Here is a 16705-nt window from a genome sequence, read left to right on the forward strand (position 1 = left end):
GAGCCTTTCATGACTACAGCAAACGCTTATCCTGTTACCCAAACCATTCGTACCATCGGTATTTTAGGCGGTGGTCAGCTTGGTATGATGCTTGCCGAAGCCGCGATGCCACTCGGTTACCAATGCGTGTTTTTAGAAGACAATTCAGAATGCCCTGCCAGCCTATATGGTCGCGTATTTCATAGCGATCAATTAGCAGACTTTATCGCGGCCGCTGATGTCTTTACCCTAGAGTTCGAGAACACGCCAACGTCTACGGTCGAGCAATTAACGAGCTTGTCAAAGTCTGGTAACAAGCAAGGCATGTTCCCACCACTGATTGCGCTTGATATCGCCCAAGATCGTCTAAAAGAAAAGCAGATGTTCAATGCGCTCGATATCGCCACCGTACCATTTATGGAAGTTAATTCTGAAGCTGAGTTAAAGCAAGCTTGTGAAGCGTTGGGCTTGCCTATCGTTTTGAAGACCAGTCGCGGTGGTTATGATGGTAAAGGTCAGTTCGTTATCAAGCAAGACAATGATATTAAAACTGCTTGGCTTGAGCTAAAAGATGCCGTCAGTGGTAAAGGTTCACTCACGCCAACGCCTGCGCCACTGATTGCTGAAGGTTTTATTAACTTTAATCGTGAAGTCTCTATCATTGCAGCAAGAGCGCAAAATGGTCAGGTACGCTGTTATGATTTGGTCGAAAACCATCATCATCACGGTATTTTGGCAAAAACTCAAGCCCCTGCGGTCGGTACCAGCCACCTGCTCCAGCAGGCAACAGACGCCATCACAAAAATCATGAATCATCTAGACTATGTGGGTGTTATGGCACTTGAGCTGTTTGTCACCAAAGACGCTTGCGGTCATACCACGATACTGGCTAATGAAATTGCGCCACGTGTGCATAACTCTGGCCACTGGAGCATCGAAGGCGCGGTTACTAGCCAGTTTGAAAATCATATCCGTGCCGTGGTCAACTTGCCATTAGGCGACACAGATAACGTCCATCCGGCGATTATGGTCAACGTACTCGGCCAATATCCTGATATTAGTGCCGTGCTAAATATCGATGGCGCTCACTATCATAGCTATCATAAAGCCGAGCGTGACGATCGCAAGATTGCTCATATTACCTTGATGCCCAATGACGTGACTGACTTAGAATCAGCCATGGCAAAGTTGGTTGCCGTATTGCCAAATAAAGTAGGTTTGGACAAAGAGTATGGAAGTATCGATACTCAATCTAATACCACAGATGTCGAAGCTAAAAACGACGACTTAGAAGATAACGGTGTTGCAGCAGCATTGTCGCCAAAGACAGAGAAGGCCAAAAAATAATGCAAATTTGGGTGGATGCCGACTCCGTACCATTGATTGCCAAAGATTTGATTATCAAAACGGCTGAACGTACCAAGACAATGGCGATATTCGTCGCCAACCAGCCAATCAAACTACGCAAATCTCCTCTGCTCGTTATGACGGTTGTACCATCAGGCTTTGACAAGGCTGATGATTATATCGTCGAGCAGATACAGGCAGGCGACTTGGCGATTACGAGCGATATACCTTTAGCCAATGATATTTTGGATAAAGGCGGCCTAGTACTGACAACTCGCGGCGTGGTCTATGACAAAAACAATATTAAGCAAAAGCTCAATATGCGCGATTTTATGGACACCATGCGCGGCACTGGTGTCCTAGAGCTGCAAGAGATGAGCGGGCAAAAACCCTACGGCGACCGCGATAAAAAAGCCTTTGCCGACGGTCTCAATCGCTTGGTTCGTTAGTAGGCTTTATCATTCCGTCTGACACTGACCTGCTTACCAACTATTAGATGATGTCTTCTAAGTGACGCCCTCTAGGTAATGTTTACTTCCTTGCAAACCGTATACACTCTATAACCAAAACCTATTCAATCAGCACGCTTTATAACGAAGCGTGTTGTCTATCTTTGTTAAGATACATTCAGTTCTTGAGATAAATACATTCACTGAATGCCTCAAATAATAGAATCTAAATAAAAATAGGAATGATTATGAAAATTTTAGTCGTTGGTGCAAGTGGTCGTGTCGGTAGTAACTTGGTTAAGCAACTATTAGCTGCCGAACACCAAGTAATTGGTACGACTCGCCAAGAAGAAAAACTGTTTGATAATGATAGCTATAGTCAGCTAGATTTGGATATTACTGCTAGCAAAGAGTCTATCGAAAAACAATTAGATCAAGATATTGATGCTGTCTACTTTGTCGCAGGATCTGGTGGTAAAAATGTACTAGAAGTCGACTTACATGGTGCAGTAAAAACTATGCAAGCAGCGCAAGACAAAGGTATCAAACGCTATATTATGCTCAGCTCTGTATTCTCGCTAGAAACTGAGAAATGGGACAATAATCCTAACATTGCAGATCTAAAAGACTACTATATCTCTAAGCACTATGCTGATTATTGGTTAGTGAATAACAGCTCGCTCGACTACACAATCGTACAGCCGGGCGCACTGAAAGAGCGTGATGGTACAGGCAAAATCACTATCAATGATACCAGCTCTGGTGAGAATGCTATTGAAGATGTCGCAACAACGCTGTCGGCTGTCCTAACCGCAGATAATACTATTGGAAAAGTATTTAACATGCATAATGGTGACATAGATATCAACGAAGCCATTGCTACTGTATAAGCCACTACTGTTTAGATGAGTTTGACTACCGAGATGTAACTACGTACGTAACATCTCAGAATTGAATTATAAAAAAGGTCGTTACCGATTCACCAATTGAGTATTGGCGAATCGGTAACGACCTTTTTTTCTTGCTGCTATGAATAAAAGCTATCTATCTCATTATGCTTGACCACTGGGAAAAGCAATCACTTCCTCCAAACTCTTTGCGCCTGTCATGACCATGAGTAATCTATCAACACCGACCGCAATACCACTACAAGGGATCAAATCATCAGATGCAGCGAGCAAATGCTCATCTATCGGCATCTGAGGCAACCCATGACGCTGACGTAATTGATTGTCTTGTTCAAAGCGTGCTCGCAATGCTGGACCATCTGCTAGCTCATCATAAGCGTTGGCAATCTCAATGCCATTGATATACAGCTCGAAGCGTTTCGCTATTTTATTCCCTTCCTTATCCAGCTCTGTCTTTGCCAATGCGGCTGTCGCAGGCGGATATTCTATGATCAGTGTCGGCAAATCATGTCCCAGATTGGGCTCTACTGCATGACTAAATAGTAAGTCTAACCAGCTCTGACGACGGTTTTCTTCGCTATCATCAGCATCATTAAAATCAAATCCTATCAACCCTCTGTCTTCTGCTACAGCTTGGAGCGCAGATAGGCTCGCTGTCAGTGGGTGTATACCAACAAAATCCATAAAAGCATCGACATAACGATAATGACTCATCACCATTGGATGACCATACAGCGCCGTAAGCAACTCATTAAGCTCACCTGCCATATCATCGAGACTATAATTGGGCTGGTACCACTCTAACATCGTAAATTCGATATTATGACGCACGCCTATTTCATTATCCCGAAATACAGGACAAATCTGATAAATAGGCACTTGCCAGCTAGCCAACAAACGCTTCATCGCAAACTCAGGAGACGTATGCAAATAATAGTTACGAGGACGGTCTTGATAGGTTACGTGCGCTGCCACTGACTGCAAAAAGGTGTCGGTATTCCCCGCTTGCGACAAAAGCGGCGTCTGCACCTCAAGTACCTGACGACTGGTAAAAAACTGCCGAATATCACCGATAAACTTGGCGCGTTGCTGTGCCATTGCCAGTGTCATGGTCGGGGCGTAGTGAGGTTTATGACTAGAGGTACTGCTTGATTGGCTCATGACTGTCTACCGTGATTCGTGAATAATAATGCTTCAATGACGTAGATTATTTATGTTTTTAAGAATAGTATTTTTAAATTGCTAGATTAGGATTGCCATTCACGGCGCAAGTGGTAATCACGTCTCAAACCGTCAAAGTCAGCGCCGTTCACTTGTTTGTCAGAGCTTTCACCAGATATTTTGCTTCGCAACGAGCCATCATCTTGCATAATGTCATAAAATTTTGGCAATCTGTCTGGGTGTGCTTTTAACTCAGACCACAAAAACAGGTTAAGTGGTAGCAGGTTCGACATAGACTGGGCAGGTATTATCCCTAGCTTCTCACACAAGGCATCATAGATGATTTGTGTACCACGTAGCTTGCCTTCTAATGTGTAGCCAGCGATATGCGGTGTGGCGATTGTGAGCTTAGACAGGAGGCTATCAGCAACCGTTGGCTCATGCTCAAACACATCCAAAACCACTTGTCGCCCAGTATGAGCAATATCGTTCTTGAGATCATTTTCGTGAATCACAGGGCCGCGCGCGCTATTAATCAATAGAGTATCAGCAGGCATCATGGCCAATGTATCTGCATTGATGAGATGACGCGTTGGATAGTCACTGCCTTTAGAATTACTGGCAACTTTCTCATCTGTCAGTGGCACATGCAAACTCACCACGTTACTTTGAGAGAGCACTTGTTCAAGGCTGGCATTATTAATAGTAGAGCTTGGTAATAATGGATCGTATCCAAGTACCTGCCAGCCCAGATCATTGGCATATTGAGCAAGCGTACTACCAATATTGCCAAGGCCGATAATACCGAGTGTCACGGGCTGCTGCCAGTAGTTTGGATGTATGGTCAAAATAGCTGTCAATACGTACTGAGCCACCGAGTGTTTGCTACAACCAGCGGCATTGGCAAAAGTAATGTTGCGCGTTGCCAAGTAATCTTGGTCGACATGATCTGTACCGATAGTCGCTGAGCCAACAAATTGCACACTATGATTATCAGCCAGTAGCGCCTCATTGACCTGCGTGACCGAGCGTATTAACAAAATATCTGGCTGTACTTCAGACAGCAGTTTTGCATCAATATCACGACCAGCGACAGTAATGATATTGACTGTCTGCTCGGTCAATTCACCCAGCGTAGCAGCATTAAAAAAATCATTCAGGCTAGCGATATTGCTATCCGCAACGATCGTGATGTCTTTAGCCATACTCATCGCATCTATTTTATTGTCTATAGCATCTGCGATACTATTATTATTTGTCATTGGCAATTTTCTCTATCGATAAGGGTTTTCTATATAGACTCGTTTCCACCGACTGTGTCTTGTTCTGGATTATGTATTGGCGCTATGGTGTTTGGGTCAGAGAGCGTGACTTCTTGCGGCGCAAATATCTCATTCTTATGCTGCGATATCCACTCGCGCCATACGGCAAGACCGATAGCCAATACCACAGGGCCGATGAACAATCCAACAAAACCAAACGCGGTCAGACCACCCAATACACCGATAAAAATAATAATAAACGGGATTTTGGTCGCGCCACTAATAACAATAGGACGAATAAGATTATCCACCCAGCTAATAACAAACACGCCCCATAGTGCCAAACCAATCCCTTCTGCAGTATGCCCCTGACTCAGTAGCCAAATAGACACACCGCCCCAAACGAATGGCGTACCAAAGGGAATCAACGCAATAATAAATGTGACAATGGTCAATAAGATAGGACTTGGCGCACCAGCGAAGTAATAGCCGATACCAGCCAATAGCGCCTGAGCCAATGCCGTCAGCCCAATGCCGTATACCACTGCACGCGTGGTTGTACCTACAGAATCGATGTAACCATCGATGCGGTTTCCAATAATGTTACGCAACGCTTGACGAATCTGGCGAACCAGACTGGTGCCATCACGATAAAAAAAGAATAGTGTCATCAGCGCCATACCAAGTTTGGCCAGACCACTGAACACCACATCAAATGCTACCTTGCCATAATACAAGTGCGACTGAACCCAAAGACGAAAGGCTTCTAGCGTGCCTTCTGGGTTTTTATTGATTCGCCACAGTACGTCTTTGATTTGCTGGCCGATAATCGGTAAGTCTTTGAATGAGTTAGGCACATCTAGATAGCCCACTTTAATACGATAGACCAAATTACTGATTAAGCTTAACGCTTCTTGCTGCAAAATAAACACACCAATAACTAGTGGCACACCTATTATCAAGGAGATGCTCACCGTCATAATGGCAGCGCTAAAATCTGGACTCAGTTTAACTTTTTCGTGAAAAAACTCATAAATAGGGAACGTCACATACGCCAAAATCGCCGCCCACAATGCCGGTACAATAAAAAACTGCACCACTTGAAAGCATAATACGAACAGCGCAACCAGCAAGGTAATCGCAAGCAAGCGCTGGATAATAAATTCTTTTGTCCAATTTTCAATCATAGCGTATAAACCAAGAGCGGACAGCAAACGATAGTTTTGCTGGCAAGTTTATAAATGTGTGATGAACATCAGCTTATAGACGCTGTCCACAAACTGTATCCATTAGCGAGGATGGTAGATTATAAGTATATAAAGAAAAAACAGTGTCAAACCCATTAAATCACATGACAATACTGCGTATTTACAAACTATCACTCTGATAAATAACATCGCGAAAAACGCAGCTATTACGCTCCATTATGCAATAGATTATGATAATTATATAACGCTATGTTGTAATCTTTACTTACAACTTTGTCTATGCAAGCTTACTAGATGATGACCAGAATGACTAGCGCATAATGCATGGATTTACTGTGAAAAACAGTACCATCGCAGCTGCTTTTATGTTCAGCCATTAAACTGCGATCTTATCAGGGAATTCACTGGTGCGTTCTATTTGTCACGACAATTGATGTTATACTAAAGCAATTATTTTAAGCTTTTCAATATAGTTAAGTGCATTTGTACGCTTTTATTTTTGTCGTTGCATAAACATCGCATCTATCAAAGCAGATTCCAGACCCTCTTGTATCGTCTTCTTCTAGACTATCATAAGATCTCATTTTAGGATGGCGCGAGCATTTGGGATAGGAGGCATAAGCAATCATGCTTTTAAGCATTGTCTAAGCGCTTATGTAGGATTTAGGCTTGTTATATCAACTCAACATTCGAGTTTGATAAGCAAGCGGATAGTTTTGAATGAATTTCGGACTTACTTTGATTTTATTTTAAATCAATACAGACTCACCAAATTTTAATAATATATCGATAGGAACAATAACAATGTCAAAAGACACTGATAATCCCAATCTTAACCCCTCACATGAAGCCAGCAAGACCAACAAACCACAAGATACGGTCACTTTTGCTTTAGCGCAGTCACATTTTTTGGTAGGCGATATCGCAACCAACGTTGAAAAAATGCGCACGCTTGCATTACAAGCACGCGAACAAGGTGCTGACGTTATCGTATTTCCAGAGCTGGCGCTACTAGGCTACCCTCCGCAAGATTTATTACTACGCCCAAGCTTATCAGGCCGTGTCAAAAGCGCCTTATCTACCTTGAGTGACATCGACGATATCGTCATGATTGTCGGCTATCCGCATGTCGATCATCATGGTACTTTTAACTCCGCTGCTATCTTACATAACGGTCATCAAAAGGGCTTCTATCACAAGCAGATGTTGCCAAACTACGGTGTATTTGATGAGCGCCGTTATTTTGATAAAGGTCGTAATCAAGTCTTATTTGACTATAAAGGCATTACGATTGGTCTGCTCATCTGTGAAGATTTATGGGACAAAAACCCGATTGCTGAACTCAAAAAACAAGGTGCTGACCTCATTGTTAGTTTAAACGCCTCGCCTTTTGAGATTGAAAAGCAAGACAACCGTAAAGCCATGCTTGCCAAGCGCAGCCGTGAAAACAACTTGCCTATCGTCTATGTCAATGCAGTTGGCGGTCAAGATGACCTTGTGTTTGATGGCGGCTCTATGGCCGTACAAGCCGATGGCAGCGTGGCCCATGAAGCACCGCGCTTTATGAATCAGTTATTATTGGCCACTTTAGATGTCAAAACGGCTAAGTTCAACAACCAAGCCAAAGCGCCATTGACCCTAAGCCGTGAGTCAGAGATGTATCAAGCGTTAGTCGTCGGTCTACGCGACTATGTCAATCACTCAGGATTCTCTGGCATTATCGTGGGTCTGTCAGGTGGTATTGACTCAGCACTGACACTTTGTATCGCGGTTGATGCGTTGGGCGCTGACAAGGTCTATGCCGTTATGATGCCGTACGAATACACCTCTCAAATCAGTCTAGAAGATGCACAGGCTCAGGCACGTCGCCTAAATGTCTCTTATACCGTGTGTCCTATTTTCGATGCAGTTGAAGGTATCCGTCATACATTAGCGCCTCTATTTAATAAGTCACCAGCTGATACGACCGAAGAAAACATCCAAGCCCGTGCTCGCGGTGTTGTCTTGATGGCACTGTCCAACAAGTTTGGTCATTTGGTCATCACGACAGGTAACAAATCAGAATTAGCGGTTGGTTACTCAACATTGTATGGCGATATGGCTGGCGGCTTTGACGTACTAAAAGACGTGTATAAATCACAAGTCTATAAATTGGCAAGCTACCGCAATCGCCTAGAAGACACGCCTGTCATCCCTGAGCGCGTTATTACTCGTCCACCGTCAGCTGAGCTACGACCAGATCAAAAAGATCAAGACAGCTTGCCTGATTATGATGTATTGGACGGTATCTTGATGTCTTATATCGATGAAGATATGGGCTATCAGGAAATTATCGATAAAGGCTTTGATGCTGAGATGGTCGCAAAAGTCATCAAGATGGTAGACAATAGTGAGTATAAACGCTTGCAGTCGCCAATTGGTACAAAGATCAGCCACAAAGCTTTTGGACGTGAACGCCGCTATCCATTGGTCAATAAGTGGTCAATTAAAGGCTAAATCGCACTTGCCTTTCAGCTTATATAGTTTATGAATTTATGAGTTGAAAGGTGCAAGTCAAATCGTTTGACAAAACGTCGAATTTTTCCTATTAGCTGGGTACTTGCCCAGCTTTTTTGGTTTTTATTCACCAAACAATTTATAGATATTTCTGTTTTTTCCACATAAACCTACCCAATATTTTTAACTTAATTACCTTTACTTCTTTTTCGAGTATGTCATGAGCTTGCTAACTGCTAGTGTTTTTCTTCTCCTTCTACTTGCCTTGAGTACCTTTGTCTCTGCCGCTGAAATTGCCATTGCCGCAGGGCGTAAAATCAAACTTCAAATCATGGCAAAAGAAGGCGATGTTCGCGCACTTGATGTCCTCAATATGCAGGAACATCCCGGTAGTTTTATAACCGTGGTACAAATAGTACTAAATGCGGTTGCTATCTCGGCTGGTGCCGTGGGTGAATCAGCCATCAGTCCTTATCTAGAGCAGTTATTCAATAGTGAAGCGATCGCATCGGTCATATCATTTGTACTCATCACCAGCTTGTTTTCACTACTTGCCGATCTAATGCCTAGACGTTTGGCGATGTCGAATGCTGAGATGATAGCGGTGCGATTGGTACGCCCTATGATGCTATTAATTTTTGTATTAAAGCCGATCATATGGGTGTTCGATGGTGCTGCAAATATCCTCTTTAAGTTTTTTGGTATCTCGACCATCCGCCAAGACGATATGACACCAGAGGATATCTATGCCGTCATGGATGCGGGTGCTGAAGCGGGCGTGATCAAAAAACAAGAGCATCATCTGATCGAAAATATCTTTGATATGCAAGAGCGTACAGTCACCTCGGTGATGAACCCACGCGAAAATATCGTATATTTCGATACCAAGACCAGTACCGAGGCCGTCGTAGAGGTCATGATTGAGCAGCCGCATAATAAGTTTTTAGTCTGCCATGATGACGATTTAGAACATATCGTTGGCTACGTAGAATCTCGCAGTTTTTTGGCGTTGGTTCTAAACCAGCAAGAGGTTAGCCTGACAAACAAATCTCTGCTAAAGCCTGCGCTCTTTGTGCCTGATACGTTGTCTTTGTTTGAAGTACTCGAGATGTTTAAGTCTACCGGTGCAGACTTTGCCGTTATTGTGAATGAGTATGGGCTCGTGGTTGGGGTTATCACACTCAAAGACGTCATGAGTATCGTGATGGGTGAGCTGGTAACGCTTGAGGAACAGCCTATTGTCCAGCGTACAGACAACTCGTGGTTAATCGATGGTATGACCCCTATTGAAGATGTCATTCGTGCATTAGATATCGTCGACTTACCACGCAGTGAGAACTATGAGACCATCAGCGGCTTTATGATGTATATGCTTCGCAAAATTCCTAAGAAGACCGATACGATCGAGTATGCCAATTATCGGTTTGAAATCATTGCCACCGATAATCTGAAAATCACTCAAATGCTAGTGACCAAACGAGAAGATACGGTTTGATTGATTGGCCAACTAATAATTTATTCAATTGGCCTAGAACGCAGCATTTTAGCCTCGCGCACAAAACTAGTCTCGCGCACCAAAGATAGCCGTACCAACGCGTACCATGGTAGAGCCGTTGTCTATCGCCTCTGCCATATCACCACTCATCCCCATACTAAGCGTATCCCAAGCACTCAACTCTGGATGGCTGGCTTTGATATCGTCAAACAATGCCTTGGTTCGAGCAAAAGCATCTGTATCTGCTTTGGCAGGGATAATCATCAACCCGCGCAGTTGCAAGCGCTCATAACCTTTAATCGCTGTGATCAATGCTGGCAGTTCTGCTGGTAAGCAACCTGACTTGCTGTCTTCATTATCAATATTTACCTGAATCAGTACGTTCAATGCTGGGAGCTCATCTGGGCGTTGATCGTTTAAACGTTTGGCAATAATATCGCGCTCAAGGGTTTGTACCCAATCAAAATGCTCGGCAATATCACGTGTCTTATTACGCTGAATACTGCCGATATAATGCCAGACGATACCCGCGCATGCAGGATTCGATTTTAGCGTATTTATTTTTTCGATGGCTTCTTGTAGATAGTTCTCGCCAAAGTGCTGCTGTCCTTCATTCGCTAAAGTAGCAATCATATTGGCAGGCTTAGTTTTTGACACGGCTAGCAAAATTGTAGTATTGGCAGATCTACTATCTCGCCCAGATGCCTGTTCATAGGCTTGGGTCATTTGCTCTTTGACTTGCTGCCAATTAGCGACCAGCGTCTGATTATCAATACTTTGATTTGTCTCTTTCATATCATTCATATATAGGGCTCTCAAAGTTTACTTAATTTTTAATAGGTTTTATAAAAAGTTTATGGCTAAGGATGGGTGCTTGATTTGAATATTTTTAATAAAAAACAACCCATCATTCATATATAAAATTAGCTAAAAAATGACGAATTTCATATTTTCTTAAAGGAGTAGATGGTTAAATACTCACAGTCTTGTTATGATATTGTTACATGCTTTAACATATGCTACTGAATATGATAGCGGTGGTAAAGACTGCATGCTGGTTCACTCTTCCATATTTTACGCTTGAACAAAGCGATTGATAGCTAGTTTACCACGTGCCTTTATGCTCTTTTGTCTTACCCTGACTAATTGATAGGAATATCGGATTATGGCTGAAAAAAACACCTTAAGTATCGAAGATTTGCTACGTTTTACGGTCAAACATAAAGCATCGGATTTACATATTTCAGCTGGCATGCCTGCGATGATCCGTACCGATGGTGAGATGACACGCATCAATATGCCTGCAATGACGCACCAAGTGGTTCATCAGCTCATTTATGACATTATGAATGACAAGCAGCGCGCTGACTTTGAAGAGTTTTTTGAGACAGATTTTTCTTTTGAGATTCCAAACTTGGCACGTTTTCGAGTCAATGCATTCAATCAAAATCGCGGCGCAGGCGCGGTATTTCGTACTATCCCTTCTAAAGTATTGACCATGGAAGACTTAGGTATGGGCGACGTGTTCAAACGTGTCTCAGACTTCAAACGTGGTGTGGTATTGGTTACCGGCCCAACTGGTTCGGGTAAATCAACAACGCTAGCGGCCATGATTGATTATATTAACGAAAGCCGTAAAGAGCATATTTTAACGATTGAAGATCCGATTGAATTTGTTCATGAATCGAAAAAAAGTCTGATTAACCAACGTGAAGTGCACCGCGATACTTTAGGTTTTGAGCCTGCATTACGTTCAGCATTGCGAGAAGATCCAGATGTCATCTTGGTTGGTGAGTTACGTGACCTTGAGACCATTCGTTTGGCATTGACGGCAGCAGAAACAGGACACTTAGTGTTCGGCACCCTGCATACTAGCTCAGCCGCTAAGACGATTGACCGTGTCATCGACGTGTTCCCTGCCGCCGAAAAAGATATGATTCGTGCCATGCTATCGGAGTCATTACAAGCAGTTATTTCACAAACACTGCTACGTCGTCAAAATGGTGGACGTGTGGCAGCTCATGAAATCATGCTAGGCACACCCGCTATCCGTAACTTAATACGTGAAAACAAAATTGCTCAGATGTATTCTGCCATTCAAACGGGTGCAGGCGAAGGCATGATTACACTCGATCAGACGCTAAAAAACTTGGTTGGCAAAGGCACCATCAGTAAAGATGTGGCTCGTCCTTATGCTAAGCAACCTGAGGCATTTTTATAGTCTCAGCCAAATCACAAAAAAGCGTGAATAGTGCTAGATTGTTATTGGTCTCTATAAATGATCTTTAATACACTACTTTAAATAACTTTTAATCGACTTACATCGAATGCAGGTACGATATGGACATTGATAAATTATTGCAGTTGATGATTAATAAAAATGGCTCTGACCTTTTTATTACTGCTGATGTAGCGCCTTCCATGAAAGTAAATGGAAAAATTTTACCTGTCGGTAAAACCCCTTTGACCGCTGATCAAACCATGATGTTAGTCAAAGGGGTGATGACCCCTAGCCAGCAAAAAGAATTTAAAGAGACGAACGAGTGTCAATTTGCCATCTCTGATGAAGCACAGCAAGCACGTTTTCGGGTCAGTGCATTCATACAGCGCGATATGGCAGGAATGATTTTACGGAAAATTGAGAATAAAATCCCGACTGTTGAGGAACTACGCCTGCCTCCAGCGCTCAAAGAACTGGCCATGAAAAAGCGCGGCATTATTTTGCTGGTCGGCGCGACCGGCACAGGTAAATCCTCTACGCTCGCGGCTATGATTGGACATCGTAACCAAAACTCTCATGGGCATATCATTACCATAGAAGACCCTATCGAGTTTGTCCATAAACATCGTGGTTGTATCATCACTCAGCGTGAAGTCGGTATCGACACTCATTCATTTGAAGCAGGACTAAAAAACACACTACGCCAAGCACCAGATGTCATCTTGATTGGTGAGATTCGTAACCGCGAGGTCATGAGCTACGCGATCCAGTACGCTGAGACAGGGCATTTGGTATTTGCAACCTTGCATGCCAATAATGCCAACCAAGCGATTGACCGTATTATTCATTTCTTTGAAACCAGTCGTCATAATCAGCTATTTATGGATTTGTCACTGAACTTGCAGGCCATTATCGCCCAGCAACTCATTCCAACCCCTGATGGCAAAGGACGCCGTGCTGCCATTGAGATTTTATTAAACTCACAGCTGATTAGCGACTATATCCGTAAAGGTGAGGTGCATGAAATCAAAGATGTCATGACACGCTCGCGAGACAGCGGTATGCAAACCTTTGATCAAGCGCTTTTTGATTTGTATGAACAAGGAGAAATCACTTATAAAGAAGCAATTTTGCATGCTGACTCCCCTAACGACTTACGTCTGAAAATTAAGCTCAGTAGCAAAAACGGTAAGGCTAATTTAGACGAAGGTGCGGATAGTTTATCGTTAGACATCAGCTAAGCTATTGAGAGCAACATCTGTACATACTGAAAAATTAAACTCAAAAAAGCCCTCATTATTGATAGTGAGGGCTTTTTAATATAAGAAATATTAGAGTCATGTATGAAAATAAAACTTTAAGTGATAACCAAGGTCTTTACTTGGCACTGTCTCTACAAGCTTGGTCAGCACAGATACCATATAAGACTAACGAGTGACCTGATAGTTTAAAGCCGTGCTTTTCTGCGACTTTCAGCTGCTCTTCCTCGATCATCTCATTATGGAACTCAATGATTTTGCCACAAACATCACAGACCAGATGGTCGTGATGCTCTTCTTGAGTGATCTCAAACACCGACAGATTATTTTCGAAATTGTGACGTTCTACAATACCCGCCTGCTCAAATTGGGTGAGTACACGATAGACTGTGGCCAGACCAACATCTTCACCTTGTTCGATGAGCGCTTTGTATACTTCTTCTGCACTCATATGATGTAACTCGGCGCTTTCTAGCAGCTCTAAAATCTTGATACGAGGTAACGTAACCTTCAATCCTGCTCTACGTAAATCTTGATTGGTAAAAGAAGCCATAATATCCCTTCTGACTGTGACAGTCTTAGCAAATGAAAAACTAAAAAATATGAGATAAATAATCGTTGATGATTATTCTTTATTAAATATAGGTGGTTTTAACACCCTCAAAACAGTGCTGATGAGGTGACGGACTGCTTTAAAATTCCCTGAATAACCGCAGTGCAAGCCTATGAATTTAAAATATAAATAATAAAACCATTCAGGTGGTGTTTGGTAAATAATGTCGTAAGTGGTAGGCAATTGCAAGTAAATGACGTATCATTTGTCCAAGATTGTCGGTCAGACTCGCACCATCTAACTCTGGCCGCGCCTAATTCATTTCTTATGAGTCATCTTACCATGATAAAGACATTAAATTTTCGTCCGTTAAGCCATGCCAGCGTACTACGTAACATTGTCATCACCAGTATGCTGAGCGCTACTGTCGCTATGTCTGGCTGCTCACTATTGAGCGTTTATAAGATTGATTTGCCTCAAGGCACAGCGATTACTCAAGCTCAAGCACAAAAACTAAAAGTAGGGATGAATCAGAACCAAGTACTTTATATCCTTGGCAGCCCTGCGATTAGAGATACCCTTGAGCCTAAGCGCTGGGATTACATTTACGATTACCAAGCAGGCACCGAAGGCCGCCGTAAAGGCATTACTGATGTCAAAAATGCAAGCCAACACTTAGTAGTCTACTTTGATGATAATGGTTTAGTCACTCGCATCGAGGGTATCGAGAGCTTACCAGCATCGTAATCAGTACGACTTATCAGCCCAAATGACTACCAGTTAAAACAAATAATAGCTTAACCGCGAGATTTATTTTTGCGCTGAGACATTGGATCAGCGCTTAAACTGCGATATACCTCGATACGGTCAAAAGGCTGCAATAGATAATTCAGCGGCTGTTTTTGTGCATAGATGCCCACATGCCAACGTTTAGCTGTTGGCGTGGTAATGTCTACTGCTTGCTCACACCATTTTGCCAGCTCAGCAAACCTTTCAAGCCAGCCAGCTTGACCTAGTGCCTCATGCAAACTAGTACCTTGTCTAACCTTTAACGCCAGATAATGCTGGCGCTGCTCATCTTCCGCATACGCCAGATAGACCGTCATTAACTCCGATTGCAGCGCATTACTATTGCTATGCTTGCTACCGTCACTCGTTAGCTCAACCACTGTAACACCCAACCTATCAATGCCAATAGCAATGCCAGCGGTACGACGAGACGTATCGCGACTCGCCATAAGTTATAGAATGCTTCACTGCTAAAGTTCAGTGATTTGCGCAAATGACTAATTTTCATCTGCCATCCTGCAAATACTGATAATAGTAGTACAGCTATGCTACTCACTATAACTAGAATGCCTACCAGCCAAGTTGTTGGAATTGCAACCACCAGTAGCAACGCTAAAACAAAAGTTATTATTAAGCTGACTAACAGCCCAAACTTATGCGTTAACTGCTGAGTACTGTAATGCAGCAAATAGCTAACGACGAATAGTACGCCAGCCCAATAGAGTAGTTGCCCAATCGGTGGTAACGACATACCACTAATAAATAACGCGACGACCCCTACTAATAGCTGCAAAATCCAAATCGGTAATACCAATTTAGTGGCACGATAATCACGAGCAGCCTTATTTTGCGCTTGTTGGCTGTTTGCTTCCACGGCGGTGAGCGTCTGCTTACTGACCAAATTTTGTCCGAACCAGTATAATCCTGTACCCGCACCAACACTGACCAATGCTAGCGCCACTGCCCGTGCCCATTCAACCAAGCTGATATCCGTCATAGCAAAACTAATATTAGGCACACCATTTGCGATGCCCAGTATTAATCCAACGACCATCAATCCGAGGCCAATAGGCAAAGGCGCGACCCCAAGCAGACTTAATAAGACAGTGATAACCATCAACCCTGCGGCAACCGCAAAACTTGGCACATCAGGGGCACTATTAAGCTCAGTCAAGGCAGTTAATATCCCTGTGCTGGCACCTGATATGATCAATGCTGCAATCACAATAGAAACCAATGCAGCCAGCCAACCAAAGCTGCGCCATATTGGGCTTGCATCTGATTCGCGAGTGAGCTTTTGCATACCCGCCAAAGGTCCCTCGACACTACGATAAGCCAAAGCTATCTCAGCATAAACGACTGGCAACGCGACCAACACCATTGCTAGCAGCCATAATAACCAAAAATCGATCTCACCGATTGAAGCAGGGGCGAACCAGCGAAATAATAATAACGGTAACAATACCGCGATAAAATAAGAAGCATAACGGATCATCATAATCTCAATCCAAACGATCTAATACCATTCACAAGGACGACAGTAGCAAGTAAAACGAGTTCGATACAGCTAATCGCATT

15 protein-coding genes are annotated in these 16705 nt (G+C 43.1%); 8 read left to right on the forward strand and 7 right to left on the reverse strand.

Annotated features, from left to right (window positions below; genetic code table 11):
• Positions 1-9: 9 nt before the first annotated feature.
• The 3 genes from QO189_RS03365 (at position 10) to QO189_RS03375 (ending at position 2665) form a co-directional block, all read left to right on the forward strand.
• Positions 10-1326: a 5-(carboxyamino)imidazole ribonucleotide synthase gene (locus QO189_RS03365; RefSeq protein ID WP_371531525.1), complete on the forward strand. Its 1317-nt coding sequence runs from the start codon at positions 10-12 to the stop codon at positions 1324-1326.
• Complete coding sequence (locus QO189_RS03370) at positions 1326-1775, forward strand: DUF188 domain-containing protein (RefSeq protein ID WP_093067583.1); 450 nt, start codon at positions 1326-1328, stop codon at positions 1773-1775. The genes QO189_RS03365 and QO189_RS03370 overlap by 1 nt, the downstream gene beginning before the upstream one ends.
• A gap of 248 nt (positions 1776-2023) precedes the next feature.
• On the forward strand, positions 2024-2665 hold the full coding sequence (locus QO189_RS03375; RefSeq protein WP_371531526.1) for an NAD(P)H-binding protein: 642 nt from the start codon (positions 2024-2026) through the stop codon (positions 2663-2665).
• A 162-nt stretch (positions 2666-2827) separates the two neighbouring features.
• Here QO189_RS03375 and epmA read toward each other — a convergent pair whose 3' ends face one another.
• The 3 genes from epmA to QO189_RS03390 all read right to left on the reverse strand — a co-directional run bounded on the left by epmA (position 2828) and on the right by QO189_RS03390 (position 6293).
• Positions 2828-3844 (reverse strand): EF-P lysine aminoacylase EpmA, encoded by a 1017-nt coding sequence (epmA, locus tag QO189_RS03380; protein WP_371531527.1) that lies wholly within the window; start codon positions 3842-3844, stop codon positions 2828-2830.
• An 86-nt stretch (positions 3845-3930) separates the two neighbouring features.
• Positions 3931-5049 (reverse strand): 4-phosphoerythronate dehydrogenase, encoded by a 1119-nt coding sequence (locus QO189_RS03385; RefSeq protein WP_371531786.1) that lies wholly within the window; start codon positions 5047-5049, stop codon positions 3931-3933.
• An 86-nt stretch (positions 5050-5135) separates the two neighbouring features.
• Complete coding sequence (locus QO189_RS03390) at positions 5136-6293, reverse strand: AI-2E family transporter (RefSeq protein WP_371531528.1); 1158 nt, start codon at positions 6291-6293, stop codon at positions 5136-5138.
• A gap of 825 nt (positions 6294-7118) precedes the next feature.
• On the opposite strand from QO189_RS03390, the gene QO189_RS03395 reads away from it, so the two are divergent.
• Both QO189_RS03395 and QO189_RS03400 read left to right on the forward strand, forming a co-directional pair.
• Positions 7119-8810 carry an NAD+ synthase gene (locus tag QO189_RS03395; RefSeq protein ID WP_058024235.1) on the forward strand — a complete coding sequence of 564 codons (1692 nt, stop codon included), beginning with the start codon at positions 7119-7121 and terminating at the stop codon, positions 8808-8810.
• Positions 8811-9030: 220 nt separating this feature from the next.
• The gene (locus QO189_RS03400) at positions 9031-10305 is read left to right on the forward strand and encodes a hemolysin family protein (RefSeq protein ID WP_201598970.1); all 1275 of its coding nucleotides are present in this window, start codon (positions 9031-9033) and stop codon (positions 10303-10305) included.
• Positions 10306-10371: 66 nt separating this feature from the next.
• Here the strand turns inward: QO189_RS03400 and QO189_RS03405 are convergent, their stop codons facing one another.
• Complete coding sequence (locus QO189_RS03405) at positions 10372-11109, reverse strand: YggS family pyridoxal phosphate-dependent enzyme (protein ID WP_371531529.1); 738 nt, start codon at positions 11107-11109, stop codon at positions 10372-10374.
• Positions 11110-11470: 361 nt separating this feature from the next.
• On the opposite strand from QO189_RS03405, the gene QO189_RS03410 reads away from it, so the two are divergent.
• Together QO189_RS03410 and QO189_RS03415 are read left to right on the forward strand one after the other, a co-directional pair.
• Entirely contained in the window at positions 11471-12526 is a 1056-nt protein-coding gene (locus QO189_RS03410; protein WP_371531530.1) for a type IV pilus twitching motility protein PilT, read from the forward strand.
• Between the two features lie 119 nt (positions 12527-12645).
• The gene (locus QO189_RS03415) at positions 12646-13767 is read left to right on the forward strand and encodes a PilT/PilU family type 4a pilus ATPase (protein WP_071002369.1); all 1122 of its coding nucleotides are present in this window, start codon (positions 12646-12648) and stop codon (positions 13765-13767) included.
• Positions 13768-13903: 136 nt separating this feature from the next.
• On the opposite strand, the gene fur is transcribed toward QO189_RS03415, so the two are convergent.
• Positions 13904-14338 (reverse strand): ferric iron uptake transcriptional regulator, encoded by a 435-nt coding sequence (gene fur, locus QO189_RS03420; protein ID WP_201598980.1) that lies wholly within the window; start codon positions 14336-14338, stop codon positions 13904-13906.
• 327 nt (positions 14339-14665) lie between these two features.
• Here fur and QO189_RS03425 point away from each other — a divergent pair, with 327 nt between their 5' ends.
• Positions 14666-15085 carry an outer membrane protein assembly factor BamE gene (locus tag QO189_RS03425; RefSeq protein WP_371531531.1) on the forward strand — a complete coding sequence of 140 codons (420 nt, stop codon included), beginning with the start codon at positions 14666-14668 and terminating at the stop codon, positions 15083-15085.
• A gap of 50 nt (positions 15086-15135) precedes the next feature.
• Here the strand turns inward: QO189_RS03425 and QO189_RS03430 are convergent, their stop codons facing one another.
• Together QO189_RS03430 and QO189_RS03435 are read right to left on the reverse strand one after the other, a co-directional pair.
• The gene (locus tag QO189_RS03430) at positions 15136-15507 is read right to left on the reverse strand and encodes an RnfH family protein (protein ID WP_371531532.1); all 372 of its coding nucleotides are present in this window, start codon (positions 15505-15507) and stop codon (positions 15136-15138) included.
• Positions 15495-16625: a hypothetical protein gene (locus tag QO189_RS03435; protein ID WP_371531533.1), complete on the reverse strand. Its 1131-nt coding sequence runs from the start codon at positions 16623-16625 to the stop codon at positions 15495-15497. Before QO189_RS03435 ends, QO189_RS03430 begins: the two co-directional genes overlap by 13 nt.
• Positions 16626-16705: the final 80 nt, after the last annotated feature.

Origin of the sequence: Psychrobacter sp. Arc29 (assembly GCF_041431175.1) — a bacterium.
GTDB lineage: Bacteria > Pseudomonadota > Gammaproteobacteria > Pseudomonadales > Moraxellaceae > Psychrobacter.

Excerpts from the sequence above, each read along its gene's own strand:
- QO189_RS03365 (WP_371531525.1), top strand. The coding sequence starts at position 10 with ATGACTACAGCAAACGCTTATCCTGTTACCCAAACCATTCGTACCATC.
- QO189_RS03370 (WP_093067583.1), top strand. The coding sequence starts at position 1,326 with ATGCAAATTTGGGTGGATGCCGACTCCGTACCATTGATTGCCAAAGAT.
- QO189_RS03375 (WP_371531526.1), top strand. The coding sequence starts at position 2,024 with ATGAAAATTTTAGTCGTTGGTGCAAGTGGTCGTGTCGGTAGTAACTTG.
- epmA (WP_371531527.1), bottom strand. The coding sequence starts at position 3,844 with ATGAGCCAATCAAGCAGTACCTCTAGTCATAAACCTCACTACGCCCCG.
- QO189_RS03385 (WP_371531786.1), bottom strand. The coding sequence starts at position 5,049 with ATGGCTAAAGACATCACGATCGTTGCGGATAGCAATATCGCTAGCCTG.
- QO189_RS03390 (WP_371531528.1), bottom strand. The coding sequence starts at position 6,293 with ATGATTGAAAATTGGACAAAAGAATTTATTATCCAGCGCTTGCTTGCG.
- QO189_RS03395 (WP_058024235.1), top strand. The coding sequence starts at position 7,119 with ATGTCAAAAGACACTGATAATCCCAATCTTAACCCCTCACATGAAGCC.
- QO189_RS03400 (WP_201598970.1), top strand. The coding sequence starts at position 9,031 with ATGAGCTTGCTAACTGCTAGTGTTTTTCTTCTCCTTCTACTTGCCTTG.
- QO189_RS03405 (WP_371531529.1), bottom strand. The coding sequence starts at position 11,109 with ATGAATGATATGAAAGAGACAAATCAAAGTATTGATAATCAGACGCTG.
- QO189_RS03410 (WP_371531530.1), top strand. The coding sequence starts at position 11,471 with ATGGCTGAAAAAAACACCTTAAGTATCGAAGATTTGCTACGTTTTACG.
- QO189_RS03415 (WP_071002369.1), top strand. The coding sequence starts at position 12,646 with ATGGACATTGATAAATTATTGCAGTTGATGATTAATAAAAATGGCTCT.
- fur (WP_201598980.1), bottom strand. The coding sequence starts at position 14,338 with ATGGCTTCTTTTACCAATCAAGATTTACGTAGAGCAGGATTGAAGGTT.
- QO189_RS03425 (WP_371531531.1), top strand. The coding sequence starts at position 14,666 with ATGAGTCATCTTACCATGATAAAGACATTAAATTTTCGTCCGTTAAGC.
- QO189_RS03435 (WP_371531533.1), bottom strand. The coding sequence starts at position 16,625 with ATGATGATCCGTTATGCTTCTTATTTTATCGCGGTATTGTTACCGTTA.